This window comes from Clostridium sp. (genome assembly GCF_034179595.1).
GTDB lineage: Bacteria > Bacillota > Clostridia > Clostridiales > Clostridiaceae > Clostridium.
On the sequence record NZ_JAXFPT010000049.1, the window covers coordinates 1 to 26,713 of the forward strand.

Genomic DNA, 26,713 nt, shown 5'->3' on the forward strand with positions numbered 1-26,713 from the left:
TATATTCTTATGTAGCAAGTACTAGCAGGTTAAATAGAAATGAAAGAGAAAAAGAAATGTTAGAAACAGCAGCAAAGTCTGGAATTAGCATTGGACAATATTATTTGATAAATGAGAAAAAATTTAAAGAAATAAAAAATAATCAAGAGATTATTAGTCAGGAGTATATCAAAAACAAAATAAATAGAAGTAATTTTGCTGATGTAGATGTTAATGGAGAAGGAATATTAGATTCTTATAATTATAATATAATTATAAGAAAGGATAAGAATATCTATACAATAACATCAAAAGTTTCAAAAGGAAATTTAACTACAGAAGAGACTAGCAAAATTTCTATTTCTTAAAAATTCCTTTATTTTCATTGTATTGTTTGAATTTAGATATTAAAACGTGTATCATATATAGAGTTATATGTTAAGAAAAAATTAATAAATTTTATAATGAAACAATAAGTGAAGGAGATTATTGATGAAATTATGATGTATTTAATTCTATATTTTACAATTTACAGTATATTAGGTTGGATATGCGAATGTATATATTGTGCGGCAATAGATAAGGTATGGGTAAATAGAGGATTTTTAAATGGTCCTGTATGTCCTGTATATGGATTTGGTGCTATGTTTGTAATTTTACTATTGCAAGGTTTTAAAGATAATATAGCATTACTTTTTATAATGGCTGTTATTGTAACTACAGCTATTGAATATGTTACAGCTGTGATATTAGAGAAAGCCTTTCATCTTAAATGGTGGGATTATTCAAACTATAAATTTAATTATAAAGGAAGAATATGTGTTTTAAATTCAACTTTATTTGGACTTTTATCATTATTTTTAATTGAGATTTTACAACCATTTGTTGTAGCAAAGGTTTCACTTATACCATATAGTTATGCAGTTATTTTAACTTTGATAATAATAGTTATATTTGCAGTTGATTTTGCTTTTACAGTTAGTTCATTAATCGATATGAATAAGATGTTAGAAAAAATAAATCAGATCAATTTAGAACTTAAAAGATTAGGAATTTCAATGGAAAAATTAAATGACATTGAATACAATAAAGTATTTAATAAACTTAAAAATGATAGAATGAATTTTAAGATTAAATTTGAAGAAGCATATAATAATTTTAAAAAGATGCAACCTAAATCTAGTATACAAAATAGAATTATTAAAGCATTCCCAGATATGAAATCTAATATTCATGGGGAGCAGTTTAAAAAATTAAAAGATAGCATAACGGAATATTGGAATAAAAAGAAAAATTAACAGAAGAATTACAAAAAAATCATCTCTCTAGGTATATAATTGTTTAATGGGAGGTGATTTTTTTGTCACAATTGATAATATTTTTTACTATATGTAGTTTTTTAGGATGGCTTGCTGAAACTATATATTGCGGTATAGGAGATAGAAAATTTACATATAGAGGATTTTTATATGGTCCAGTTTGTCCTATATATGGTTTTGGGGCAGTTATAGTATACATATTACTTGGAAAAGATTCATTTTTAGGCGATTTAAAGCTGAATGTAATTGAAGTATTTTTCTGTGGAATGATATTAGCATCTATATTAGAATATATAACATCTTATATATTAGAAAAGGTATTTCATATGAAGTTATGGGATTATTCTCATCATATATTCAATATAAATGGTAGAGTATGTCTTTTAAACTCAACTTTATTTGGACTTTTATCTGTTTTTATAGTGGAGTATTTAGAACCAATGCTTAAAAGATTTATAGGAGGTATGCCATCAAAGATAACATATCCTTTATCAATAATAATAACTATAATATTTTTGATTGATTTAACATTTACAGTTGCTCATTTACTTCACTTAAAGGATCACTTAGTAAGATTTGAAGATATTAAATCTAGATTTAAAGAATTCAATATTCAAGTTAAAGAGTTTACAGAAGTTGAATATGAAAAGATAAAAACTGAAGTTCAAGAAAGAAAGAAAAAAGGTAAAGATATTAAGAAATTAAATGAACTTATGATGAAATTAGATTTACTTAAAAATGAAGCTAAGAAAAATAGAAGAATATTAAAGGCTTTCCCACATGCTAAGCATAGTAAAAATAATACTAATTTCAAAGAGTTTAAAGATTTCATAAATAAGTAGCATCTAATTTCTATTGTTAATAATATTTAAAATATGTATAATAGGAATGATAATGATAAAAATGGAGTGAAATTAGATATGAGATTAAGAAAAAAACCTTGGGCAAGACCAGAGTTAGAAGCATGTGACTTTTTCATAGTAAATCCAAAAGAATTAAAGGGAAAGTGGAATGATTCTTATAAAAGAAAGCAACCGCTTTATTTAGAACTTGGATGTGGAAAAGGTACATTTATGGCTGTACACGCATCACATAATAAGAATATTAATTACATAGCTATAGATATAAAAGACGAGGTTTTAGTACTAGCAAAGAGAAATATAGAAAAAGCTTTTAATGAGCTAGGAGAAAACATAGATAATGTTAAGCTTATGGCACAAGAAATTTTATTAATTGATGAAATTCTTGGAGAAGAAGATAGAATCGAAAGAATATATATTAATTTCTGTAATCCATGGCCAAAAGAAAGACATAAAAAGAGAAGACTTACTCACACTAGACAATTAGAAAACTATAAAAAATTCCTTACAGATAATGGAGAAATATGGTTTAAGACAGATGATGATGAGTTATTTGAAGAGTCTTTAGAGTACTTTAAAGAAAGTGGATTCAATATAAAATATATAACATATGATCTTCATAATAGTGATTTTAAAGAAAATGTAAAAACAGAACATGAAGAAATGTTTACTGCACAAGGAATAAAAACTAAATTCTTAATAGCTACAAGATAAGAAAAACTACCTAAATTTAGGTAGTTTTTTAAATTTTACAAAAATATTAACAATATGCATTATAAATTAAAATTGTTAATAATTTTATAAAGAAGTGGAATTTATATTGAATTTTATTATGCTTTATAGCATAATAACTCTTAACAAGCAAAAATGAATAAATTGAGGTAGAGGCGCGAAGTTAAATAGTACTATTATGGAGGTAAGCACTGTGAAATAATAGGAAAGGTGAATTCGCCGAAGTGTATAATTGATGCTTTAAGGTTATATGCTGATTTAATGCATAATATGTATTAGATTGTCACAAATTATGTTGTGGAGAGCTATCATTCAAAGATTCTAATTAGTTTATATATTTGTATATTTTTTATACGTAAACTTATTACTCTGAGTGATATTTTCCTCAGAGTTTTATTTTTGCAATAAACTAAGGAGGATTTAATATGAATAACGAAGAAAGTAATGAATTAAAAAGAGGACTTAAGACAAGGCATTTAAATATGATTGCACTTGGTGGCTCTATAGGTACAGGAATATTTCTTGCTATGGGAGATAGTATTCATACAGCAGGAATTGGTGGATCTGTAGTAGCATATGGAATAATTGCAATAATGGTATATTTTTTAATAACTAGTCTTGGAGAAATGGCAACATATATGCCAGTATCAGGATCATTTGGTGTATATGCAACTAAATTTATTGATCCAGCACTAGGATTTGCTTTAGGTTGGAATTATTGGTACAATTGGGCAATAACAATTGCTACAGAAATGGTAGCAGGTTCACTTGTTATGAAATATTGGTTTCCAAATGTTCCAGGTATAGTTTGGAGTGCTATTTTCTTAATAATTATTGTTGGTCTTAATCTTTTATCAGCAAAAGGGTATGGGGAATCAGAATTTTGGTTTGCAGGAATTAAAGTTGTTACAGTCATTATATTCTTAGTAGTTGGGTTACTTATGATACTTGGAATCATAAAAGGTGATTCTTCTAGACTTAACAATATATATGCAAATGGAGGACCATTTGTTGGAGGATTTAAATCAATCTTTTCTATATTTTTAATTGCAGGATTCTCATTCCAAGGTACAGAACTTATAGGTATTGCAGCAGGAGAATCAGAAAATCCAGAAAAAACAATTCCAAAAGCAGTACATACAGTTTTCTGGAGAATACTTTTATTTTATATAGGTACAATAATTGTTATTGGTTTAATAATACCATCAACACAAGCAGGAGTTAATACAAGTCCTTTTACAATGGTATTTGAAAAGATAGGTATTATAGGTGCAGCATCTTTAATGAATGCAGTTATTTTAACATCAGTTTTATCAGCAGGTAATTCAGGAATGTATGCATCAAGTAGAATGTTATATGCTATGGCAAAAGATAATATGGCACCAAAGGTATTTGCTAAGTTAAATAAAAGAGGAGTTCCTATAAATGCAATAATATTAACTACTATAGTTGCATCAGCATGTTTCATTACAGGGATTTTTGCAGAAAGTTCAGTTTATGTTTGGCTTGTTGCAGCATCAGGACTTGCAGGATTTATATCTTGGCTTGGAATAGCTATTTGTCATTATAGATTTAGAAAAGCTTATGTACATCAAGGAAAAGGTTTGGGAAATTTACCATATAAGGCAAAATTATTCCCAGTAGGTCCAATAATAGCGTTAATACTTTGTACAATAGTTATAATAGGTCAAGGATTTTCTTATATAACTCCACAAGGAATAGAATGGATGGGCATAATATCATCTTATATAGGAATACCACTATTTATTGTTTTATGGATTTATTATAAAGTAAAATATAAAACAAAAATAGTTAAATTAGATGATGTAGATTTAGATGAACATAGATTAAAAACAGATACAGAAGAAATATAATAAATTATTTTTATAAATCTCTTACTAAGTTTAGTAAGAGATTTATATTTAAATTAGGAAAATGTTTGCTAAAGTATTATAATATGTTACAATATGTCATATAAAAGAAAGGGAGGGATTATTTATGTCACAATCAGTGCCAACACCACACAATAATGCTAAAGTAGGAGATATAGCAGAAACAGTACTTTTACCAGGAGATCCATTAAGAGCTAAGTACATAGCAGAAACATTTTTAGAAAATCCTGTTCAATATAATACTGTACGTGGTATGTATGGATATACAGGAACTTATAAGGGAAAAAGAATATCAGTACAAGGAACTGGAATGGGGATTCCATCAATAGGAATATATAGTTATGAATTAATACATTTTTATGGGGTTAAAAATCTTATAAGAATAGGTTCTGCAGGAGCTATACAAGAAAACTTAAAGTTACATGATATTGTAATTGGAATGGCATCATGCACAGACTCAAATTATTTAAATCAATTTAATTTACCAGGAACATTTGCACCATCTGCAAGCTATAAATTATTAGAAAAGGCAGTAAATTCGGCTAAAAATTTAGGCATAGATGTTAATGTAGGTAATATATTATCAAGTGATGTATTCTATGGAGATGATAACTTAGAAGGAATGAGAAAGTGGCAAAAGATGGGGGTTTTAGCTGTTGAAATGGAATCAGCTGGACTTTATGCAAATGCTGCTAGAGCTGGAGTAAATGCACTATGTATTTTAACAATATCAGATTGCATATTTACTGGTGAAGTAACAACAGCAGAAGAAAGACAAACTGCATTTACTAATATGATGAAAATTGCATTAGAATTAGCATAATAATAAAAAGACTTGTATAGTTTTATACAAGTCTTTACTTTTTTGTATTAAAACATAAAATGTATCAAATTTAGTTAAATTAAAATATATTATAGGGAGAATTAATATATAAAGGACAGTATTTATGAATCCATTATTAAATATGATATTTGGAGGTATGGGAAATCCAATGGGAGGAATGGGAAATCCAATGGGTGGCATGGGAGGACCTATGATGGGGGCAAATCATCTTATGAATATGCTATTTGGAGCTATGAACCCTATGGGAGGTATGAGAAATAACATGGCTCCACAAATGAATAATATGCAAGGTCAAAATCCTTTAATGAATATGATGATGAATTTATTTGGAAATATGAATGGCATGGGAGGAAACATGAATCCTATGCAAAATATGAATTCTATGAATAGAAATATGGGACAAAATAATAGAGGCAATAATAGAAATATGAATCCTAATAATATGAATTTAAATAATTTTAATCCTAACAATATGAGTCAACAAGATATAAATAGACTTATGGAAATGTTTATGCAAAACATGAATAATTCATCAAATAATAATGGGTATAACAATGGAGGATCTCATAGAAGGCATAGAAGATAAGGATATAAAAGCCATTTTAACTTTTATAGTTAAGATGGCTTTTTACATATAATTTTTAAAATATATAATAGATTTAAATATTTAACAACTTAGAATATAACTTTTAGTCTTTGTTACATGATTAATATATTATTAATTTTAAATGTGATTAAAGTCATACTTTCATATATAGATTTAAAGTAAAATTAAGCTATAGAAGGGAAGAAAATACTAAGTATTAAACTAAAGGTTTAATACTTAGTATTTATCTTACGAGAAGTAGGAGGAATACGTAATGAAAAATATAGAATTAGAAATTGAAGAAATATTTTTAGATGATAACATGAAAGGATTTGAAGAAGTATTAGAAGATTTTGGTATAAAAGAACCACTTCAAAAAGCAACATCAAAATATTTAAAAAATAGGTTAGAAGAATTAATTGAATTAGCAGAAGAAGGAAGTAATCCTGAACTTTTAGGTAAGAAAAAAGAACTTAAGGAATTATTAAAGAATCTAGAAAGTGTTAAAGATAAGAGAGCTGAAATTGAAGCTTTACAAGAAATATATTCAAAATTACAAGATTACAATTTAGGCCTTGGAGATCTTGATAAGGAATTAAAAGAATCTTTAAAAGAAGTAAAGAAATACGAACATTTCAAAAAGCATGAAGAAAAGATAGTAAGAAAATGGCTTAGAAAATTAGATAGAAAAGCTAATAGAGAAGAAAAGAAAGAAGAAAGAGAAGAAAAAAGAGCTGAAAGAAAAGAAGAAAAATTAGAAAGAAAAGCTGAAAAGGAAGCTGAAAAAGAAGAAAAAGGAGAAGAAAAAGAAGAAAGAAAGGCTGAAAAAAAGGCTGAGAAAGAAGAAAGAAAAGCTGAAAAGAAAGCAGAAAAGTAATATATAATTTATAGTTTCATTAAAAAGAACATCAAATTTGATGTTCTTTTTTTATTGTAAAAATAATCTTATTAGATAAGAAATGATGAATTATTATAATTTATAAAAATAAATTTCCTCTTAAATATGACGAATATTGACAAATTAACAAAAATAAATATACGTTAATAAGAAATTTACAAAAATTTAATAAAATATTGAGATTGGGAAAAAAATCAATTATTATATAATAAATTAATTATTATATTGCGCAATTAATAGGGAATTATCAAAAGAAAATTTGTGGGGGGAAAAACATGAAAAAGAAATTCATTGCAATGGCATTAACTTTAATGATGGCAACAGGGTTAATGGCATGTGGATCAACTGAAAGTGAAAGTACATCAACTAAAAAATCAGATTTAAAAGTAGGTATGGTAACAGATTCAGGGACAATTGATGACAAATCATTTAACCAAGGTTCTTGGGAAGGAATAGTTGAAGCTGAAAAAGAACTTGGAGTATCAAAGAAATACTTAAAACCAGCAGGTGAAAAGACAGCAGATTATTTAAAATCAATAGGTGATCAGTATGATGCTGGAAATAAGTTTATAGTTGCACCAGGATTTAAATTTGAAACTGCTATATTTGAAGCACAAGATAGATATAAAGATGCAAAATTTGTAATAATAGATGGAGCTCCAAATAGTGGGGAAAAAGATGCTAAACCAGTAGTTAAGGAAAATACTGTATCAATATTCTTTGCTGAACATGAATCAGGATTCTTAGCTGGAGTTGCATCAGCAGTTCAGATGAAAGAAGCTAAGTTTGGATTTATAGGTGGAATGGAAATACCATCAGTTCAAAGATTTAACTGGGGATTCCAACAAGGTGTTAAGTATGCTAACGATAACTTAGGAACTAAGATTACTATGAACAAAGAAGATGTTATATATGAAGGAACATTTAATAATACACCAGGTGGACAACAAATTGCAGCTAAGATGTACGATAGAGGAGTTGATGTAATCTTTACAGCAGCAGGTGGTACTGGAGCTGGAGCTATTACAGAAGCAAAAGCTAGAGCGCAAAGAGGCGAAGAAGCTTGGGTTGTAGGTGTTGATGTTGACCAATATACAGAAGGATTATACAAAGATAAAGATGGAAAAGAAAAATCAATCATATTAACTTCAGCAGTTAAGAAAATAAATAAAGCTACTTTTGATATGATTAAAGAAGAATTAGATGGTAAATTCCAAGGTGGAAAGACTTTAACATATGATGCTAAAAATGATGGTGTGGGTATACCAGAAGAAAATCCTAATTTAAGTGATGAAGCTATCAAAGCAGCAAATGATGTATCTGCAAAAATTAAATCAGGAGAACTTGTAGTTTCACAAGAAAAAGGCGATTTAATTAAGTAGATTTTATAAAATAAAAAACTTGGGGCGATGAATCGCCCCTTTTAAGTATACATAATTTGTGGAGGAAGATATAAATGGAATATGCAGTAGAAATGCTTAATATTCGAAAAGAATTTCCAGGTATTGTTGCAAATGATAATATTAATCTTCAATTAAGAAAAGGTGAAGTACACGCATTATTAGGGGAAAATGGTGCGGGTAAATCAACACTTATGGGAATGCTTTTTGGAATGTACCAGCCAGATAGAGGAACTATTAAGATAAATGGAAAAGAAGTTAAAATTACAAATCCTAACAAGGCAAATGATTTAGGCATAGGTATGGTACATCAACATTTTAAATTAGTTGAAAATTTTACAGTAACAGAAAACATAATTTTAGGATGTGAGCCTAAAAAAGGGTTAGTTGTAGATATAAAAAGTGCAGCTAAAAAAATAGAAGAACTTTCAAAAAGTTATGGATTAAATGTAGATCCATATGCAAAGATAGAGGACATTTCTGTTGGTATGCAACAGAGAGTTGAAATATTAAAGATGCTTTATAAAAATGCAGATATATTAATACTTGATGAACCAACAGCAGTTTTAACCCCTCAGGAAATAGATGATTTAATTAAAATAATCAAGGGATTAACAAAAGAGGGAAAATCAATTATTTTAATAACTCATAAGTTAAAAGAGATAAAAGAAGTATCAGATAGATGTACAGTAATAAGAAAAGGTAAGTATATAGGTACAGTTGATACTAAAGATACTACAGAAGCTCAAATGGCTAAAATGATGGTTGGAAGAGATGTATCTTTTAAAGTAGAAAAAAAAGAAGCAAATTTAAAGAGTGAAGTATTAAGAGTTGAAAATATTTCAGTTAAAAATAATAAGAAAGTATTAGGCCTTAAGAATTTGTCATTATCTTTAAGAGGAGGAGAAATCCTTGGAATTGCTGGTGTTGAAGGAAATGGACAAACAGAATTAGTAGAAGCTATTACAGGTCTTAGAAAAGTAGAAAGTGGAAGTGTTATATATAAAGGAGAAGATATAACAAAAGAAAAAACTAGAAAAAGAATTGATAAGGGAATAGCACATATACCAGAAGACAGACATAAGAGAGGGCTTGTATTAGACTATACTTTAGAAGAAAATATGATAATAGAAGTTTACAATAAAAAGCCTTTTTCCAAAAAGGGAATACTTAATAAACTTGCAATAAGAAAACATGCAGAAAAAATATTAAAAGAATTTGATGTAAGATCTGGAGAAGGTGCAATATCAAAAGCTAGAGGATTATCAGGAGGTAATCAACAAAAGGCTATTATTGGGCGTGAAATAGAATTAAATCCTGATTTATTAATAGCAGTTCAACCAACTAGAGGGCTTGACGTTGGTTCAATTGAATATATTCATAAAAGATTAGTAGAACAAAGAGATAAAGGAAAAGCAGTTCTTCTTGTTTCATTAGAACTTGATGAAGTTTTAAATCTTTCTGACAGAATTGCAGTTGTAAATGGTGGAGAGCTTATTGGAATTGTAAATACTAAAGAGACAGATGAAAATGAAATTGGATTAATGATGGCTGGAGTTAAAGGAGGTAAAAAGAATGAAAACTAATAAAGGGCTAGTATCTATATTAGCAATCATTTTAGGTCTTTTAACAGGTGGATTACTTATGCTTGCAATAAATAGCAATCCTATAGAAGGATTTACATACTTATTCCAAGGTGGACTTAAAAATGTAGAGAGAATTGGTAATACTATAGCAACAGCTACACCTTTAATACTTACTGGTTTATCTGTAGCATTTGCTTTTAAAACAGGACTTTTTAATATTGGATCTCCTGGACAAATGTTATTTGGTGGATTTTGTGCAACAGCTGTAGGATTAACAGTTGATATGCCAAGACCATTACTTTTAATGTTAATGATAATTGCAGGTATACTTGGAGGAGCTTTAATTGCAACAGTTCCAGGTATATTAAAGGCTAGATTTAATGTTCATGAGGTTGTATCAACAATTATGATGAACTGGACAGTATATTGGTTTGTTTATTATATGATACCAAAGTATTTTAAAGGGCAATATGAAACAGAATCAAGACCTCTTAAAGATGTAGCTTTATTTAAATTAGAATGGCTTTCAAAATTATTTGACGGATCATATATAAATTTAGGAATAATCCTAGCGATAGTAGCTATAATTGTGGTTGGATTTATATTAAATAAAACAACTTTAGGTTATGAACTTAAAGCTGTTGGATTAAATAGAGATGCAGCTGAATATGCAGGAATACCTGTAAATAAAAACATTATTCTTGCAATGATGATTTCAGGTGGACTTGCAGGTCTTGCAGGTGCTGTTGAATTTGCTGGAAATACAAATATTATTCAAATAGGTGTACTTCCAAACCAAGGATTTGACGGAGTAGCAGTTTCATTACTTGGTGCAAATTCACCAATTGGAGTTTTATTTGCAGCATTATTCTTTGGTTTATTATATACAGGAAGTGGATTTATGAGTGCTATGACAGAAATTCCACCAGAGATTGCAAACACTATTATGGCAACAATAATCTATTTTGCAGCAACTAGCGTTATAATAGAAAGATTAATAACTAAAATGAAAGTTAAGAAAAAACAAAAAGAACTTATAACTATGGTAGATAATAATAAAATAACTATGGTAGATGATAAAATTAATGAAAGGGAAGGTGAAGGAGTATGCTAGAAACATTACAGCAATTATTTCCCTATGCAATTGCATTTACAATACCACTTTTAATAACAGCACTTGGAGCACTTTATAGTGAAAGAAGTGGTGTAACAAATATAGGACTTGATGGTCTTATGATAGTTGGATCATTTATCGGAGCTTTTACAATAGTTACGCTTCAAGATAAATTAGATGGTAATTTACCAATATGGATTGGACTTTTAGTTGCAACTATAGCTGGAATAATATTTTCTCTATTACATGCATTTGCAAGCATTAATTTAAATGCAAATCAAATAATAAGTGGTACTGCGATAAATATGATAGCAGGTGCACTTACTGTATTTTTAGCTAGAAATATTACAGGTAGTGGTAATATAAGAATAATGCAAGGATTTATACCAGAGGATATACCAGTATTAAGTAAAATACCAGTAATAGGTGAGCTATTCTTTACAAAGACTTATGCATCAACATGGCTTGTTTTAGTAATACTTATAGTAGCAACATTTATGCTTTATAAAACTCCATTTGGAATGAGACTTAGAGCATGCGGTGAACATCCACAAGCAGCAGATGCAGCTGGAATAAATGTTTATAAGATGAGATATATAGGCGTTATGGTATCTGGGGCATTTTCAGCACTTGGAGGAGCAATAATAATTGCAACTTATGCAGGAGAATTTAATGGTGATGTTGGAGGACTTGGATTCTTAGCACTTGCAGCTTTAATATTTGGACAATGGAATCCGTTTGGAATATTAGGAGCAACATTCTTCTTTGGGTTTGCAAGTACTATAGCTAATGTTTCACAAGTTATACCAGAACTTGCATCATTCCCACCAGTAATATTAAAGACATTCCCATATGTAATGACATTAATAGCATTAATAATATTCTCAAAGAGCTCAAGAGCACCAAAAGCTGTTGGAGAGATATTTGATAAGGGTAAAAGATAATAAATAATATAAAAAGAGTCATAAGATATTTTATGGCTCTTTTTATATTATTTAAAGCTATTGTTTTTAAATAAAAATAAAGAGATGATATAATTAATACAATTATAAGCATTTAAATATTTTGATATAAGATTTTTTTGTAAAAGTTATAGATAAGGAGTATAAATATGAAAAAAACTATAGGGATATTTGCTCATGTAGATTCAGGAAAAACTACATTTTCAGAGCAATTACTTTATCATACTAATAGCATTAGAAGTAGAGGAAGAGTAGATCATAAAGATTCATTTTTAGATAGTCATAAAATTGAAAAAGAGCGTGGAATAACAGTATTTTCAGATATTGCAAAATTTGATTATAAAGATTCAACATATTATTTAGTTGATACCCCAGGACACGTAGATTTTTCACCAGAAATGGAAAGAGCTATGTCTATATTAGATTATGCAATACTTATAGTTAGCGCTGTAGAAGGGGTTAGAGGGCATACAGAAACTATATGGAATATGCTTAGAAAAAATAATATTCCAACGTTTATATTTATAAATAAGGTTGATAGAACAGGTGCAGATATAGATAAAATTTTAAATGAAATAAGAATTAATTTAACTAAAGATTTATTATATATAGATTCTGATATAACTAACGAAATAAATGAAGAAGATAAAGAATTTATAGCAGAGAAAGACGATGAACTTTTAAATCTTTATTTAGAAGATGAAGTAAGTAAAGATTTATGGATAATAAAACTAAAAGAATTAATAAAAAATAATAAAATTTTTCCATGCTTTAAAGGTTCTGCATTATTAGATATAGGAATTTTAGAATTTTTAGATGCATTTAATTTACTTACTATTACAGATTATAAAAGCGAAGATAAATTCACAGGAAGAGTATTTAAGGTAAGGTATGATGATAAAGGTAACAGAGTTACATTTATAAAAGCGCTTAGTGGAAAGCTTAAAACTAAAGATGAACTTAACTTTAATTTAAATAATGAAGATATAAGTGAAAAGATAAATGGAATAAGAATATATAATGGAAATAAGTTTAATGCTATAGATGAAGTATTAGCTGGTGATGTTTTTGGTGTAATTGGAATAGAAAATCTTAAATCAGGTATGTCAATTGGTATAGATGATCATTTTAATTATGAAATGATTCCAACATTAAAAGCAAAAGTTATATATGATGAAAAGCTTAATTATAATGATGTATTAAAAGTATTTAAAATCTTAGAAAGTGAAGATGATAGTTTAAATGTAGTTTGGGATGAAGCTTTAAAAGAGATGCATATAAGTATAATGGGAAAGATTCAGCTTGAGGTTTTAAAAGAAGTTTTACTTGATAGATTTAATCTAGATATAGATTTTGGAAATCCAGAAATCTTATATAAAGAAACTATAAAAGGAGAAGCTTTAGGGTGTGGTCATTTTGAGCCATTAGGTCATTATTCAGAAGTTCACTTGAAGATAGAAGAAGGTAAAAGAGGAAGTGGCATAATCTTTGAAAATAAATGTCATGTTGATGATTTAAGTATTGGAAATCAAAATCTTATAAAAACTCATATATTTGAAAAAGAACATAGAGGAATACTTACAGGAAGTCCAATTACTGATCTTAAAATAACATTACTTACAGGAAGAGCACACAATAAGCATACAAGTGGTGGAGATTTTAGAGAATCAACTAAAAGAGCATTAAGACAAGGCTTAGAATCTGCAAATTGTATATTACTTGAGCCATATTATAAATTTAAGATTGATGTAAGTATGGATTATATAGGAAGAGTTTTATCAGATATTCAAAAGATGAATGGTGAATTTGAAGAGCCTGTAAATTATGAGGATAAAGTAATTGTTAAAGGGAGAGGTCCTGTAAAGGAATTTATGAATTATCCATTAGAATTTGTAAGTTTTACAAAAGGAAAAGGTAGTCTTAGCTTATTATTTGATGGATATGATATTTGTCATAATGAAGAGGAAATAATAAAAGAAAAAAATTACGATAAAAATGCAGATATTGAGTATACAAGTACTTCAATCTTTTGTTCAAAAGGACAATCTTATTTAGTAGAAGGAAAAAATGCTAGAGAATATATGCATTGTTTAAAGTAAATAAAATTACTTATAATAAAAATATAAATATGAATAAAATTAAAATAATTATAGAAATTTTGGTATATAAAGTTATAAAGTTGTATAATAAGATATATTTAAATTTGAAAGGGGCTTAAATTATGAAAAAAGTCGATGAAAGATTTTTAGAATATGTAAAGGTTGATACTAAATCAGATGAAACAACAAGAACTACTCCAAGTACAAAAGGACAATTAGAACTTGGAAGAATTTTAGAAAAAGAACTTAAAGAAATTGGACTTTCTGATGTTCATGTTGATGAATTTGGATATGTTTATGCAACACTTAAAGGTAATTCAGATAAAAAAGACATACCAACTATAGGTTTTATATCTCATATGGATACAGCTCCAGATATGAGCGGAAAGAATGTTAATCCTCAAATCGTAAAAAACTATGATGGTAATGTAATTGTATTAAATAAAGAACTTAATATAAAATTAGATCCAAATGAATTACCAGAATTAAAAAATTATGTAGGAAAAACTCTTATAACAACAGATGGAACAACACTTTTAGGGGCAGATGATAAAGCAGGTATTTCAGAAATAATAACTGCAATGGAATATTTAATAAATAATCCAGATATAAAACATGGAGACATAAAGATTTGCTTTACTCCTGATGAAGAAATAGGAGAAGGAGCTGATCATTTTAATGTTAAAGCCTTTGATGCAGACTTTGCATATACATTAGATGGTGGACCATTAGGTGAATTAGAATTTGAAAACTTTAATGCTGCATCAGCTAAAGTTAATATAAAGGGTAAAAATGTTCACCCAGGTAGTGCAAAAGGAAAGATGATCAATTCAATATTAGTTGCACATGAATTTGTAAGTCTTCTTCCACAAGATGAAGTGCCAGAAAAGACAGAAGGCTATGAAGGTTTTTCATTCCTTTTAGGTATAGAAGGAAGTGTAGAAAATACACAAATGTCATTTATAATAAGAGATTTCTTTGAAGAAGGATTTGAAAAGAAAAAACAACAATTTGAAGATATAGCAGAAAAGTTAAATGCTAAATATGGTGATATCATTAGTGTGGAAATAAAAGAACAATATAGAAACATGAAAGAAAAGATTGAACCAGTAATGCACATAGTTGATACTGCAAAGAAGGCTATGGAAATGGCTGATATAGTTCCTAAAATACAACCTATAAGAGGTGGTACTGATGGAGCCAGATTATCATTTATGGGACTTCCAACACCAAACATCTTTACTGGTGGAGAAAACTTCCATGGAAGATATGAATATATAGCAATAGAATCAATGAAAAAGGCTGTTGAAACAATAATAAATATAGTTAAATTATATTCAGAAAAATAATTTTAAAAAAAGAAGTAAGATTAGAATCTAATCTTACTTCTTTTTTATTAGATAATCATTAAAACAAAATTATTTTTAATAGCTTATATCTGTTTTACATATTTGTTATATATAATACTATATGGTATAATTTATGAGAATATAAGAATGGAGAAGGAAGAATGAAGATTTATAAAAAAGTAATGCTATTAATTATGATTTTAGGAATTGCTATATTTTCAGTTGGTTGTGGAACTACTGATAAGGCAAAGAATGTATTTAATGATTATAAGCAAAAATTAATAGAAAAAGATTATAAAGCAATATATGAAATGCTTTGTACTGATTCTAAAAGCAAAATTACAGAAGAAGAATTTATTTATAGATTAAATAATATTTATAGCGCTATGGGAGCAAGCAATATAGTTATTGAGCAAGATGAAATAGAAAAAAATGATGATAGTATATCTATACCATTTGCGTTAACTATGGACACTATGGCAGGTAAGGTAGAACTAAAAGATTTTAAAGTAAATTTGGTAAAGGAAGATAAAAATTATAAAATTGAATGGAATGATAATTTAATATTACCTCAAATGCTTGAAGGGGATAAGGTAAGGGTTCAAACTCTTTTAGCAACTAGAGGTAAAATTTTAGATAGAAATGAAAAAGCTTTAGCTGAAGATGGGACAGCTTATGTTATAGGAATTCATCCAATGGTATTTGACAAAGAAGATAAAGATAAAAAGATAAGTGAAATTGCAAAAATTCTTGATATAAGCGAAGATAATATAAAACAAAAATTAGACGCAAATAAAAATCCAGGAAACTTTGTTGAAATTGTAAAAATACTTCCTACAGATGAAAAGGTTAAAAAACTAGAAAATCGTGAATCTGAAGGTATAATAATTCAAACTACAACTTCAAGAATCTATAATGGAGGAGAAGCATTTGGGAGACTTTTAGGATATATAGGATCAATAACAGCTGAAGAATTAGAAAAAATGAAGGATAAGGGATATACTTCAACTAGTGTAATTGGTAAAAGTGGCTTAGAGCAAGTATATGAAGATACATTAAGAAAGAAAAATGGTGGAGAAATATATATAGAAAGAGGAAATGAAAAAATATCAATTGCAAAGAGTGAACCTCAAAATGGAAAAGATATTAAGATTTCTATAGATCCAAAGCTTCAATCTAAAATATATGATGAAATGAAAGGTCAAAAAGGAGCATCAACTGCAGTTAATCCTAAAACTGGAGAAGTTCTTGCTATGGTTAGTTCACCTTCTTATGATTCAAATATGTATACAACATATATGACTAAAACTCAAAAGAAAGAATTAGAAGATACAAATTATGAAGTACAAGAAAATAGATTTAACAAAACTTATTCTCCAGGATCAACATTTAAATTAATAACAGCAACTAGTGGCTTAGAAAATGGAGTTATAGATTTAAATAAAACTAAAGATATTAAAGGAACTACATGGCAAAAAGATAGCACTTGGGGAGACTATAAAATAACAAGAGTAAAAGATACAGGTAGTCCTATAAATTTAATTGATGCTGTTAAATATTCAGATAATATCTATTTTGCACAAGTTGCATTAGATGTTGGAGCTTCTAAATTTATAGAAACGGCTAAAAGATTTGGTATTGGAGATAAGATGAATTTTGAGTATCCTATGGAGAATTCGCAAATATCTAATGATGGAGAAATAAAAAATGATATATCATTAGCAGATAGTGGATATGGACAAGGACAGATAATGGTTACTCCATTAAATATAGCATTAGCATATAGTACTCTTGGAAATAATGGAGACATAATGGAGCCAAGATTAGTTACAAGCATAAATAAAGAAGCTAAAGTTTGGAAAAGAGGTGCTATAAATTCTAAGTATATAAAGAATTTAATAGAAGCTTTTGAAGCACCAATTAATAGTGATGGAGGTACAGCAACAGATGTTAAAATACCTGGAATAAGTCTTGCAGGAAAAACAGGAACAGCAGAAATAAAAGAAAATCAAAATGATGAAAGTGGAAAAGAAAATGGTTGGTTTGTAGCAGTAGATACAAAGAATTCAAAAATTGCAATATCAATGATTTTAGAAGATGTAAAAGATCAAGGTGGTTCTCATGCAGTTACACCTATAGTTAAGAAAGTATTAGAAGATTATTTAAAATAACGTTTAAATATAGATATAATGCCAAATAAGTGGTATTATAAAAAAGAATTTATTTTAAGACTAGAAAATGATAAAATGGAAGAGGTGAGATACTATGAATAAGGTATTTTGTATAGGTGAATTATTAATTGATTTTATAGGTAAAGATATAGGAACAGGACTTAAAAGTGGAGTTAATTTTGAGAAAAAAGCAGGTGGTGCGCCAGCAAATGTTTCAGCAGCAGTTTGTAAACTTGGTGGAGAAGCATACTTTTTAGGTCAAGTTGGAGATGATTCTTTTGGAAGATTCTTAGTAGATATGCTAAAGTCATTAGATATAAACACAGAAATGACTAAAATGGATGGATATACTACACTAGCTTTTGTTGCCATTGATGAAAATGGAGAAAGAGATTTTGAATTCCATAGAGGTAGTGATGGAAAGTATTCATTTGATAATATAGATTTAGAAAAAATCAATAATAATGATATAATACATTTTGGTTCAGCAACAGGATTCTTAGATGGAGAATTAAAGAATACTTATTTTAAATTATTAGAACATGCAAAAGAAAACAACATATTTATATCATTTGACCCAAATTATAGAGATATGTTAATACAAGATTTAGATAAGTTTGTTGAAGATTGCAAGAGCTTTATAAAATATGCAGATTTTATAAAGGTTAGTGATGAAGAAATTAAATTAATAACTAAAGAAGATGATATAAAAGAAGGTGTTAAAAAGTTACATGAATTTGGAGCTAAATTTGTTGCTGTAACTTTAGGAGCAGAAGGAACTCTTATAAGCGATGGAAATAATGTTGAAGTAATACCATCAATTAAGATTAAACAAGTAGATTCAACAGGAGCAGGAGATGCTTTTGTAGGTGGAGTTCTTAAAAGAATATCAGAAATAGAAAATAAAAAAGAAATAGACTTTGATAAGTGGAGAGAAATAATAGCTTATGGAAATAAGGTTGGAGCAATAACTTGCACTAATTATGGAGCTATAGATTCTATACCAACAGAAAAAGATTTATAAGATTAAAAAGAATTGTTACTGTAATGTAACAATTCTTTTTTATAGATTTTAATAAAAAACTATGTTATACTAAGGAAGTTTTAAATTTAATAATTAAAAATTAATTAGAGGAGTTTTATTATATGGATAAGATTATTCTAGATTTATCAAACGAAAAAATAGAAAATTTATTAGAAAAATATGAGATGGATTTAAAGAATATATATAAATCACTTAAAAATGAAAAATTGATAGATTTAATTGATATAATAGATTTAAAGAGCTTTAAAATAGAAAATAAGATAAAAGAAGATTTATATAAGGATAATTTGATTGAATTTGTTAAAAAAGAAGAATACGGTTTATTTTTGATGCTTGGTGGAATCTGCGATGAAAATGTTACATACTTTAGATTTATTAATGGAATACAATATAGAATAGCAGAAGGAGAATGCTATGAAGAATCATCTGAAAACTTCCATGATTATAAATGCGAAGAAAAGCTTATAAATACAGGTGATATGAAATTTTCAATAGAATGTTCTTATGGTTTAGCTTTATATATAAAAAATGGCAAGTTAAACTTAGATATGGTTGAATTAATTGAAGATGATTATAATATTTATAATGCCAAGATAGTAGATAAAAGTGGAGAATTTGGAATGCTTATTAAAGAATATATAAATGATATAATTTCTTAATTAAGTGTTATATAAAAAACACTACCTTAAAATGAGGTAGTGTTTTTAAATTTAAGATTAAATCTTGTGAACATTTATAGCCATAGGGCCTTTTTGACCTTCAGTTATATCAAATGAAACATTTTCTCCTTCATGAAGATCTTTGTTGTTTCCTTCTTCCTTTACATTTGAAAAATGAACGAAAACATCATTGCCATCATCACAAGAAATAAATCCATATCCCTTTTCTTGATTAAACCATTTAACAACGCCTGTTATAGTAGCCATAAAATTCTCTCCTTAATTTATATTTCTTATTTATTATTTACAAATTCTATTGATTTTACACCTAAAATAGAGGAATAATATATTTAGTATATAAAATATATAATGTATGAATATAGATTTAGATAAAGGTATAAACTATGAATAAATACCAAATGCTATGAGGGGGAAAAATGAATAAGTATAAAAAATTAAGTAAAAAACAATTGAAGGAAGAATTATCAGATTTACAATATAAAGTAACTCAAGAAAATGGTACAGAGCCACCATTTGGAAATGATTACTGGGATAATTTTAGAGAAGGAATATATGTTGATATAACAAGTGGAGAACCACTATTTTTATCCACAGACAAATTTGAATCAGGTTGTGGATGGCCAGCATTTTCTAAACCTATTAGTAGGAGCTTAATAAAAGAAAAAAGAGATACTAGTTTTAATATGGATAGAATAGAAGTTAGAGCAAAAGATTCTGACTCTCATTTAGGTCATGTTTTTTGTGATGGTCCAAAAGAATTAGGCGGGCTTAGATATTGTATAAATTCAGCAGCTTTAAGGTTCATAAGAAAAGAAGATATGGAACAGCAAGGCTATGGAGAATATCTAAATTTATTAGAAGATAAAGAATAAATTAAGGGCGGATAATTTTATCTGCCCTTAATTCTAAATATAATTTATTATTTAATTTTATTAATTAAAATAATAATAAGCTATACTTACAAAAAAGTGAGTACTTGTAAAATATTAAATAACACTTTATATTTATTTATATAGTTTTTGAATTAAGTTTTTAGGAGATGCTTTAAGATGAAATCAATTTTTGATAATACTAAATTATTAAATATGAATATGAAAAATAGGATTTTTAGAGGTGCTTTATGGGAAGGATTAGCTGATGAAAAAGGGCACATGACTAAAGAATTATCTGATATATATGAGGAACTAGCAAAAGGTGGAGTTGGAACTATAATAACAGGATATGCATTCGTAACTGAAAATGAACAACCAAATCCAGGTATGCTTGGAATATATAATGATTCATTTATAGATGAATATAAAGAATTTACAGATATGATACATAAACATGGGGCAAACATAATAATGCAAATAGCATATGGTGGTTTTATGACTAGATTTAATGTTGGAGAAAGAACTATATGGGGTCCTTCAACTATGCAAGATGAAGTAAATAAAACTTGGGCTAAGGAAATGACAAAAGAAGATATTAAAACTTTAATAAAAGCACATGCAGATGCTGCTTTAAGAGTAAAGAAAGCTGGATTTGATGGAGTAGAAATACACTGTGCACATGGATATCTTTTAAGCCAATTCTTATCACCTTATTTTAATAAAAGAACTGATGAATATGGTGGAAATATAGAAAATAGAGGAAGAATAGTATTTGAAATATATGAAGCTATAAGAGAAAAGGTTGGAGATGATTTCCCAGTTCTTATAAAGATAAATTCAGCAGATTATGTAAGTGAAGGTGGATTAACTCAAGAAGATAGTCTTTATGTTGCTAAAAAATTAGCTAATCTTGGTATAGATGCTATAGAAGTAAGTGGGGGAAACGGCTCTATAAAAGAAGTTGTTGAAAATAACTTAGCAGCATCAAGAACAAAGGTTGTAATGTCAAAAGATAATGAATCATATTTTAAAGATTATGCAGCAAAGCTTGCAGATGAAGTAGATATTCCAGTTATATTAATAGGTGGAAATAGACATGTAGATGTTATGGAAGATATATTAAATAATACTAAAATAGAATATTTCTCATTAGCAAGGCCTCTAACTGCAGAACCAGACTTAGTAAATATTTGGGCAAGTGGAGATTTAAAGAAACCAAAATGTGTATCTTGTAATCAATGTTATACTACAGAAGGTAAAAGATGTATACTTAATATAAGAGATAAAAAGTAATAAAAGAGGACATAAAAAATGTCCTCTTTTATTATGTATATAATTTTTAGGTAAATAAACTTTTTATATCATCTAATCTTTCAATTGCCATGTTATAACCATTGTTGTAAGCTTGTCTTAATACATTAACGTCTTTTTCAAAACTATCTATAGCTTGATCTTCTCTTGGTCTTAATATTATTGCTTTGCCTTCTCTTTCTAATTGTTCACAGAATCTAACTGTTTCATTATACATTTTATGTCTTGTAAGAAATGCATTTTTTAAATTTGAATATTTTCTTCCGATTAATTTAGAAGCTATTTTGCTTCCACGACTAAGTGTTTTTCTATAACTTTCAGGTCTTGTTAATACGATTAGATGTTTTTCATTTCCGTCTTCAATAGCTTTTCTTATTGGAATTGGATCGCAAATCCCTCCATCATAATAGTAATTGTTATTAAGTTTTATAGCAGGAAAAACTATTGGAATTGCACAAGTAGCTCTAAGCATAGTATTTTTTGCATCTAATTTCTTGCCATCTAAGTATTCTGTTTTACCGCTTTTTGCATTAGTTACACCGACTAACACTTTTCCATCATATTTTTTAAGTGCATCCATGTCATAAGGAAGTAACTTATTTGGAATTTCATCAAAAACAAAATCTAATCCAAATAGACTTTTGTGTTTCAAGAAATTCCTAAAACCTAAGTATCTTTTATCATTTCTGTAGTTTTGTATTATTTCAAGATTTCTTCCTTTTTGATTAGAAAAGTATGAAAATGCGTTACTTATTCCAGCGGAAACTCCAATACAATATGGAAACATAATATTGTTATCTAAAAGGGCATCTAATATCCCAGCAGTAAATATTGGCCTAAATGTACCACCTTCTAATATTAAACTAGGCATAATTCCTCCTTATAATTTAAAAAAATTAAAATTTATATAAAAATTATATAACTTAAAATTATAAATCGCAAATAGATAAGAAAATATATTAAAAAATTTTTAACAAAATGTTAATAAAATATTGACGGGAAAAAAATAGTAAGATATTATTATATATGTGCTAAATGATAAGAGTTATCATTTTCAAGAAGTGGGGGATTTTATGAAAAATAGATACTTAATTATAGTTACACTAATATTATCGATAATTTCGTTATTCATTGGAGTAGCTGATATAAATATATTTAGTATGGGACAAGAAGAATTACATATCTTACTCATAAGCAGAGTACCAAGACTTATTAGTATTTTAGTAGCTGGGTGCGGTATGAGCATTTGTGGAGTTATAATGCAACAAATAAGTAATAATAAATTTGTATCACCTACAACTGCTGCAACTATAGATTCAGCAAAACTTGGAGTACTAATCTCAATAATATCATTTGAATCAGTAACTATGACTCAAAAGATGATCTTAGCATTTATCTTTTCTTTACTTGGAACTTTCATATTTATGACTATATTAAAAAAAGTTAAAGCTAAAAATACTATATTTATTCCGCTAGTAGGAATAATGGTTGGAAACGTAATAGGCTCTATAACTGATTTCTTTGCATTTAAATTTAACTTAGTTCAAAATATGGGTTCATTCTTACAAGGAAATTTCTCAAGCATCATAAAAGGGAATTATGAAATGTTATTTTTAAGTATACCTATGGTTATATTAGCTTTTACATACGTACATAAATTTACATTAGTAGGTATGGGGGAAGAGATGTCTACAAATCTTGGATTAAATTATAAAAAAGTAACTAATATAGGTCTAGGGATAGTAGCATTAATATCTGCATTAGTAATAATTACAGTAGGAAGTGTTCCTTTTGTAGGGCTTATAGTGCCTAATATTGTTTCAATTATGCAAGGTGATAATTTAGCTAAAAATATGCCAAAGGTTGCACTATTAGGATCAATCTTTGTATTAGCTTGTGATGTGATTAGTAGAATAGTGATATTTCCTTATGAAATTCCAATTGACCTTACAGTTGGAGTTATAGGTGGAGTTATATTCCTTTATTTAATACTTAGGAGGAATAAGTAATGAAAAGTAACAAAAAAAAATTAATGATTTTAACTTTAGTGTCAATAGTAGCTGTATTGTTTTATTTATTTTGGGGATTAAATGAACAAAACTTTAATTACAATTTAAATAAAAGAATACCGAAGGTTATAGCAATTATATTAGCAGGTGGAGCAGTATCAATCTCTTCAATACTTTTCCAAACTGTAACAAATAATAGAATAATAACACCAAGTATTATAGGCTTAGATTCATTATATGGATTTGTACAAACTATAACTGTTTTTACATTTGGAGCTAGTTCTATAATGATGACAAATAATACAATGAATTTCTTAGTTTCAGGTATCTTGATGATTGGATTTTCATTTATACTTTTTAATTTATTGTTTAAGAAGAAAAATCAAAATATAATGATTATTTTATTAGTAGGAACTATACTTGGAGGCTTGTTTAGAAGTATGTCAACATTTATGCAACTTCTTATAGATCCTAATGAATATGAAACACTTCAAAGTAGATTATTTGCATCATTTAGTTCAATAAATACAAAAATACTATTTATATCAATTGTAATAGTACTTTTAATATTTGCTTTTATCTATGACGATGTAAAAAAGCTAGATGTTATGTCACTTGGAAGAGATCAAGCAATAAATTTAGGGATTGATTATGATAAATTAACTAAAAAAATTCTTTTAATAGTAACTACATTAGTTGCAGTATCTACTGCATTAGTTGGACCAATAACATTCCTTGGAATATTAGTTGTAAATTTAACTTATCAAATGTTTAATACATTTAGGCACAGCACTTTACTTATTGGAAGTAGCTTAATAAGTATTATAGCTTTAGTAAGTGGACAAGTGTTAGTAGAAAGATTATTTACATTTAATACAACTATATCAATCATAATCAATTTCGTTGGAGGAATTTACTTTATATATCTTTTATTAAAGGAGAGCAAGGTATGATAGAAATAAAGAATTTAGTAAAAACTTACGGAAATAAAAAAGTTTGCGATAATGTTTCATTTAATATACAAAAAGGTAAAATAACATCTTTTATAGGACCAAATGGTGCAGGTAAAAGTACAGTTTTATCTATGATATCTAGACTTATGGATATGGACTCTGGAGAAGTTTTTATAGAAGGAAAAGAAATTAGAAAGTGGGACTCTAAAGAACTTTCAAAGAAGATATCTATACTAAGACAAAGCAATAATATAAACATCAAATTAACTATAAAAGAACTTGTTTCTTTTGGTAGATTTCCATATTGTGAAGGAAAGCTTACAAAGGAAGATGAAAAGTTTGTCTGTGATGCAATCGAGTATATGAGCCTTACGGATATTAAAGATAAATATTTAGATGAATTAAGTGGTGGTCAAAGACAAAGAGCTTATATTGCAATGATTATAGCTCAAAATACTGATTATATACTTTTAGATGAACCTTTAAATAATTTAGATATGAAGCATTCTGTAGAGATGATGAAATTACTTAGAAAAATGGTAAATGATTTAGGAAAGACAATAGTTATTGTACTTCATGATATAAACTTTGCTTCATGTTATTCAGATAATATAGTAGCTCTTAAAGATGGAAAGCTAGTTAAAAATAGCAAGTCAGAAGAGGTTATTAATAATTCTGAATTAAGCAAAATTTACGATATGGATTTCAATGTAACTGAAATAAATAATCAAAGAATATGTGTATATTTTTAAAATAGGAGGATAACAATGAATAAAAAAATAGGGTTAATAGTTGGGGCAATTATTATAGCTTTAGGAGGATTTTTTGCTTTATCAAAACTTAATGTAAATAAAGAAAGTGCCTTAGCTGGCAAAGAAATGGTTACTATAACTCACAGAAAGGGAGAAACAAAGGTTCCTAAAAATCCAGAAAGAGTTGTTGTTTTAGATTATGGTTCATTAGATATTATGAATACAATTGGTAAAGAGCCAATTGGACTTGCAAAAGCAAATTTAACAAATTACTTAAGTAAGTATAAAGATGATAAATATGCTGATGTTGGAACTTTAAAAGAAATTGATATGGAAAAAATAAATGAATTAAATCCAGATTTAATAATAATAGAAGGTAGACAAGAAAGCTTTTATGAAGAATTAAAGAAGATTGCACCAACTATTATGTTAGGTACAGATGGTAGCAATCATTTTGGATCATTAGAAGCAAATTTAAAAGCTATAGGAACTATATATGGTCTAGAAAACGAATTAAAAGAAAAAATGGATAGTTTAAATAAAAGAGTAGAAGAAATAAACAAAAAGATAAATGCTGATAATAAGACTGCTTTAGTTACAATGGTTAATGAAGGAAAAATGAGTGTATTTGGTAAGGGTTCAAGATTTGGAATAATGTATGATAAGTTTGGATTTACTCCTGCTGATGAAAAGATAGAAGTATCAAAGCACGGACAAAACATTTCATATGAATATTTAGTTTCAAAAGATCCAGATTATCTATTTGTTATCGATAAAGGTATTGTTGCTGGCGGAAATCAAAAACCTGCTAAAGATGTTGTTGAAAATGACTTAACAAAAAAGACTAAAGCTTATAAAGATGGAAAAATAATTTACTTAGACACTCAAGTTTGGTATTTAGGTGGAAGTGGATTAATGTCTACAGAATTAATGCTAGATGAAATAGAAAAAGCTTTATAATAGAAACATTAAATATCCCTAAAAAGTTAAATCTTTTAGGGAATATTTTTGTAACAAATAAAAAGACAAAAAATAAAATATAAATATAGTATAATGTTAAGATAAAAATAGGAGGAATTGTAGTGATGATCAGTAGATACGAGGTTAAAAGTTTAGCTAAAGATCAACTTAAAGGAAATTGGGTAATTGCAATAATATTATTTTTAATTTATTTAGTACTTATGTGTTCATCATTAAGTAGATTGTTGCTTGGTGGATTAGTTTCAGTTGGTATTTGTACTTTTACAATGAATTTAGCTAAAAATAAAAAAGCACGTATTAATGATTTATTTTCAAATTT

Annotated in this window: 26 protein-coding genes and 1 riboswitch; of the genes, 24 read left to right on the forward strand and 2 right to left on the reverse strand. The window is 27.6% G+C overall.

The genetic code is table 11. The annotated features are described in order from the left end of the window. The 17 genes from SPJ33_RS05985 to SPJ33_RS06065 all read left to right on the forward strand — a co-directional run. Window positions 1-347, forward strand: a 347-nt coding sequence (locus SPJ33_RS05985; protein ID WP_321117065.1) for a hypothetical protein, incomplete at its 5' end; no start/stop codon positions are given. A 132-nt stretch (window positions 348-479) separates the two neighbouring features. Next, window positions 480-1,277 (forward strand): putative ABC transporter permease, encoded by a 798-nt coding sequence (locus SPJ33_RS05990; RefSeq protein ID WP_321117066.1) that lies wholly within the window; start codon window positions 480-482, stop codon window positions 1,275-1,277. A 62-nt stretch (window positions 1,278-1,339) separates the two neighbouring features. Then, on the forward strand, window positions 1,340-2,140 hold the full coding sequence (locus SPJ33_RS05995) for a putative ABC transporter permease (RefSeq protein ID WP_321117067.1): 801 nt from the start codon (window positions 1,340-1,342) through the stop codon (window positions 2,138-2,140). A gap of 78 nt (window positions 2,141-2,218) precedes the next feature. Beyond that, window positions 2,219-2,872 (forward strand): tRNA (guanosine(46)-N7)-methyltransferase TrmB, encoded by a 654-nt coding sequence (trmB, locus tag SPJ33_RS06000; RefSeq protein ID WP_321117089.1) that lies wholly within the window; start codon window positions 2,219-2,221, stop codon window positions 2,870-2,872. A gap of 160 nt (window positions 2,873-3,032) precedes the next feature. Beyond that, a riboswitch (Lysine riboswitch) is annotated at window positions 3,033-3,206 on the forward strand. A gap of 109 nt (window positions 3,207-3,315) precedes the next feature. Further along, complete coding sequence (locus SPJ33_RS06005) at window positions 3,316-4,764, forward strand: amino acid permease (protein ID WP_321117068.1); 1,449 nt, start codon at window positions 3,316-3,318, stop codon at window positions 4,762-4,764. Between the two features lie 124 nt (window positions 4,765-4,888). Further along, on the forward strand, window positions 4,889-5,605 hold the full coding sequence (gene deoD, locus SPJ33_RS06010) for a purine-nucleoside phosphorylase (RefSeq protein WP_321117069.1): 717 nt from the start codon (window positions 4,889-4,891) through the stop codon (window positions 5,603-5,605). A gap of 124 nt (window positions 5,606-5,729) precedes the next feature. Continuing rightward, a complete protein-coding gene (locus tag SPJ33_RS06015; RefSeq protein WP_321117070.1) occupies window positions 5,730-6,212 on the forward strand; it encodes an RNA-binding protein in 483 nt (160 codons plus the stop codon). Window positions 6,213-6,486: 274 nt separating this feature from the next. Then, window positions 6,487-7,089, forward strand: a complete 603-nt coding sequence (locus tag SPJ33_RS06020) for a hypothetical protein (RefSeq protein WP_321117071.1) — start codon at window positions 6,487-6,489, stop codon at window positions 7,087-7,089. A gap of 296 nt (window positions 7,090-7,385) precedes the next feature. Next, window positions 7,386-8,492 carry a BMP family ABC transporter substrate-binding protein gene (locus tag SPJ33_RS06025; protein ID WP_321117072.1) on the forward strand — a complete coding sequence of 369 codons (1,107 nt, stop codon included), beginning with the start codon at window positions 7,386-7,388 and terminating at the stop codon, window positions 8,490-8,492. A 74-nt stretch (window positions 8,493-8,566) separates the two neighbouring features. After that, window positions 8,567-10,096 (forward strand): ABC transporter ATP-binding protein, encoded by a 1,530-nt coding sequence (locus SPJ33_RS06030; protein ID WP_321117073.1) that lies wholly within the window; start codon window positions 8,567-8,569, stop codon window positions 10,094-10,096. Continuing rightward, window positions 10,086-11,210, forward strand: a complete 1,125-nt coding sequence (locus SPJ33_RS06035; RefSeq protein ID WP_321117074.1) for an ABC transporter permease — start codon at window positions 10,086-10,088, stop codon at window positions 11,208-11,210. The genes SPJ33_RS06030 and SPJ33_RS06035 overlap by 11 nt, the downstream gene beginning before the upstream one ends. Further along, complete coding sequence (locus tag SPJ33_RS06040; RefSeq protein ID WP_321117075.1) at window positions 11,204-12,154, forward strand: ABC transporter permease; 951 nt, start codon at window positions 11,204-11,206, stop codon at window positions 12,152-12,154. The genes SPJ33_RS06035 and SPJ33_RS06040 overlap by 7 nt, the downstream gene beginning before the upstream one ends. A gap of 167 nt (window positions 12,155-12,321) precedes the next feature. Further along, window positions 12,322-14,271 carry a translation factor GTPase family protein gene (locus SPJ33_RS06045; RefSeq protein WP_321117076.1) on the forward strand — a complete coding sequence of 650 codons (1,950 nt, stop codon included), beginning with the start codon at window positions 12,322-12,324 and terminating at the stop codon, window positions 14,269-14,271. A gap of 122 nt (window positions 14,272-14,393) precedes the next feature. After that, window positions 14,394-15,620 (forward strand): peptidase T, encoded by a 1,227-nt coding sequence (pepT, locus tag SPJ33_RS06050; protein WP_321117077.1) that lies wholly within the window; start codon window positions 14,394-14,396, stop codon window positions 15,618-15,620. A gap of 161 nt (window positions 15,621-15,781) precedes the next feature. Next, the gene (locus tag SPJ33_RS06055) at window positions 15,782-17,791 is read left to right on the forward strand and encodes a penicillin-binding transpeptidase domain-containing protein (RefSeq protein ID WP_321117078.1); all 2,010 of its coding nucleotides are present in this window, start codon (window positions 15,782-15,784) and stop codon (window positions 17,789-17,791) included. 94 nt (window positions 17,792-17,885) lie between these two features. Beyond that, window positions 17,886-18,815, forward strand: coding sequence for a carbohydrate kinase (locus tag SPJ33_RS06060; RefSeq protein WP_321117079.1), 930 nt, complete (start codon window positions 17,886-17,888; stop codon window positions 18,813-18,815). Between the two features lie 122 nt (window positions 18,816-18,937). Further along, window positions 18,938-19,495, forward strand: coding sequence for a hypothetical protein (locus tag SPJ33_RS06065; RefSeq protein ID WP_321117080.1), 558 nt, complete (start codon window positions 18,938-18,940; stop codon window positions 19,493-19,495). 57 nt (window positions 19,496-19,552) lie between these two features. Here SPJ33_RS06065 and SPJ33_RS06070 read toward each other — a convergent pair whose 3' ends face one another. Then, window positions 19,553-19,762, reverse strand: coding sequence for a cold-shock protein (locus SPJ33_RS06070; protein WP_321117081.1), 210 nt, complete (start codon window positions 19,760-19,762; stop codon window positions 19,553-19,555). A 170-nt stretch (window positions 19,763-19,932) separates the two neighbouring features. Here SPJ33_RS06070 and msrB point away from each other — a divergent pair, with 170 nt between their 5' ends. Together msrB and SPJ33_RS06080 are read left to right on the forward strand one after the other, a co-directional pair. Next, window positions 19,933-20,388 carry a peptide-methionine (R)-S-oxide reductase MsrB gene (gene msrB, locus SPJ33_RS06075; protein WP_321117082.1) on the forward strand — a complete coding sequence of 152 codons (456 nt, stop codon included), beginning with the start codon at window positions 19,933-19,935 and terminating at the stop codon, window positions 20,386-20,388. Window positions 20,389-20,565: 177 nt separating this feature from the next. Beyond that, a complete protein-coding gene (locus SPJ33_RS06080) occupies window positions 20,566-21,681 on the forward strand; it encodes an NADH:flavin oxidoreductase (protein ID WP_321117083.1) in 1,116 nt (371 codons plus the stop codon). A 46-nt stretch (window positions 21,682-21,727) separates the two neighbouring features. Here SPJ33_RS06080 and SPJ33_RS06085 read toward each other — a convergent pair whose 3' ends face one another. Continuing rightward, on the reverse strand, window positions 21,728-22,570 hold the full coding sequence (locus SPJ33_RS06085; RefSeq protein WP_321117084.1) for a patatin family protein: 843 nt from the start codon (window positions 22,568-22,570) through the stop codon (window positions 21,728-21,730). Window positions 22,571-22,772: 202 nt separating this feature from the next. Here SPJ33_RS06085 and SPJ33_RS06090 point away from each other — a divergent pair, with 202 nt between their 5' ends. The 5 genes from SPJ33_RS06090 to SPJ33_RS06110 form a co-directional block, all read left to right on the forward strand. After that, on the forward strand, window positions 22,773-23,708 hold the full coding sequence (locus tag SPJ33_RS06090; protein ID WP_321117085.1) for an ABC transporter permease: 936 nt from the start codon (window positions 22,773-22,775) through the stop codon (window positions 23,706-23,708). Beyond that, window positions 23,708-24,661 carry an iron chelate uptake ABC transporter family permease subunit gene (locus tag SPJ33_RS06095; RefSeq protein ID WP_321117086.1) on the forward strand — a complete coding sequence of 318 codons (954 nt, stop codon included), beginning with the start codon at window positions 23,708-23,710 and terminating at the stop codon, window positions 24,659-24,661. Before SPJ33_RS06090 ends, SPJ33_RS06095 begins: the two co-directional genes overlap by 1 nt. Beyond that, window positions 24,658-25,413, forward strand: a complete 756-nt coding sequence (locus tag SPJ33_RS06100) for an ABC transporter ATP-binding protein (RefSeq protein WP_321117087.1) — start codon at window positions 24,658-24,660, stop codon at window positions 25,411-25,413. The genes SPJ33_RS06095 and SPJ33_RS06100 overlap by 4 nt, the downstream gene beginning before the upstream one ends. A gap of 15 nt (window positions 25,414-25,428) precedes the next feature. After that, window positions 25,429-26,373, forward strand: a complete 945-nt coding sequence (locus tag SPJ33_RS06105) for a siderophore ABC transporter substrate-binding protein (protein ID WP_321117088.1) — start codon at window positions 25,429-25,431, stop codon at window positions 26,371-26,373. Between the two features lie 125 nt (window positions 26,374-26,498). Then, a partial coding sequence (locus tag SPJ33_RS06110; RefSeq protein ID WP_414627215.1) for a hypothetical protein occupies window positions 26,499-26,713 on the forward strand: 215 nt, incomplete at its 3' end.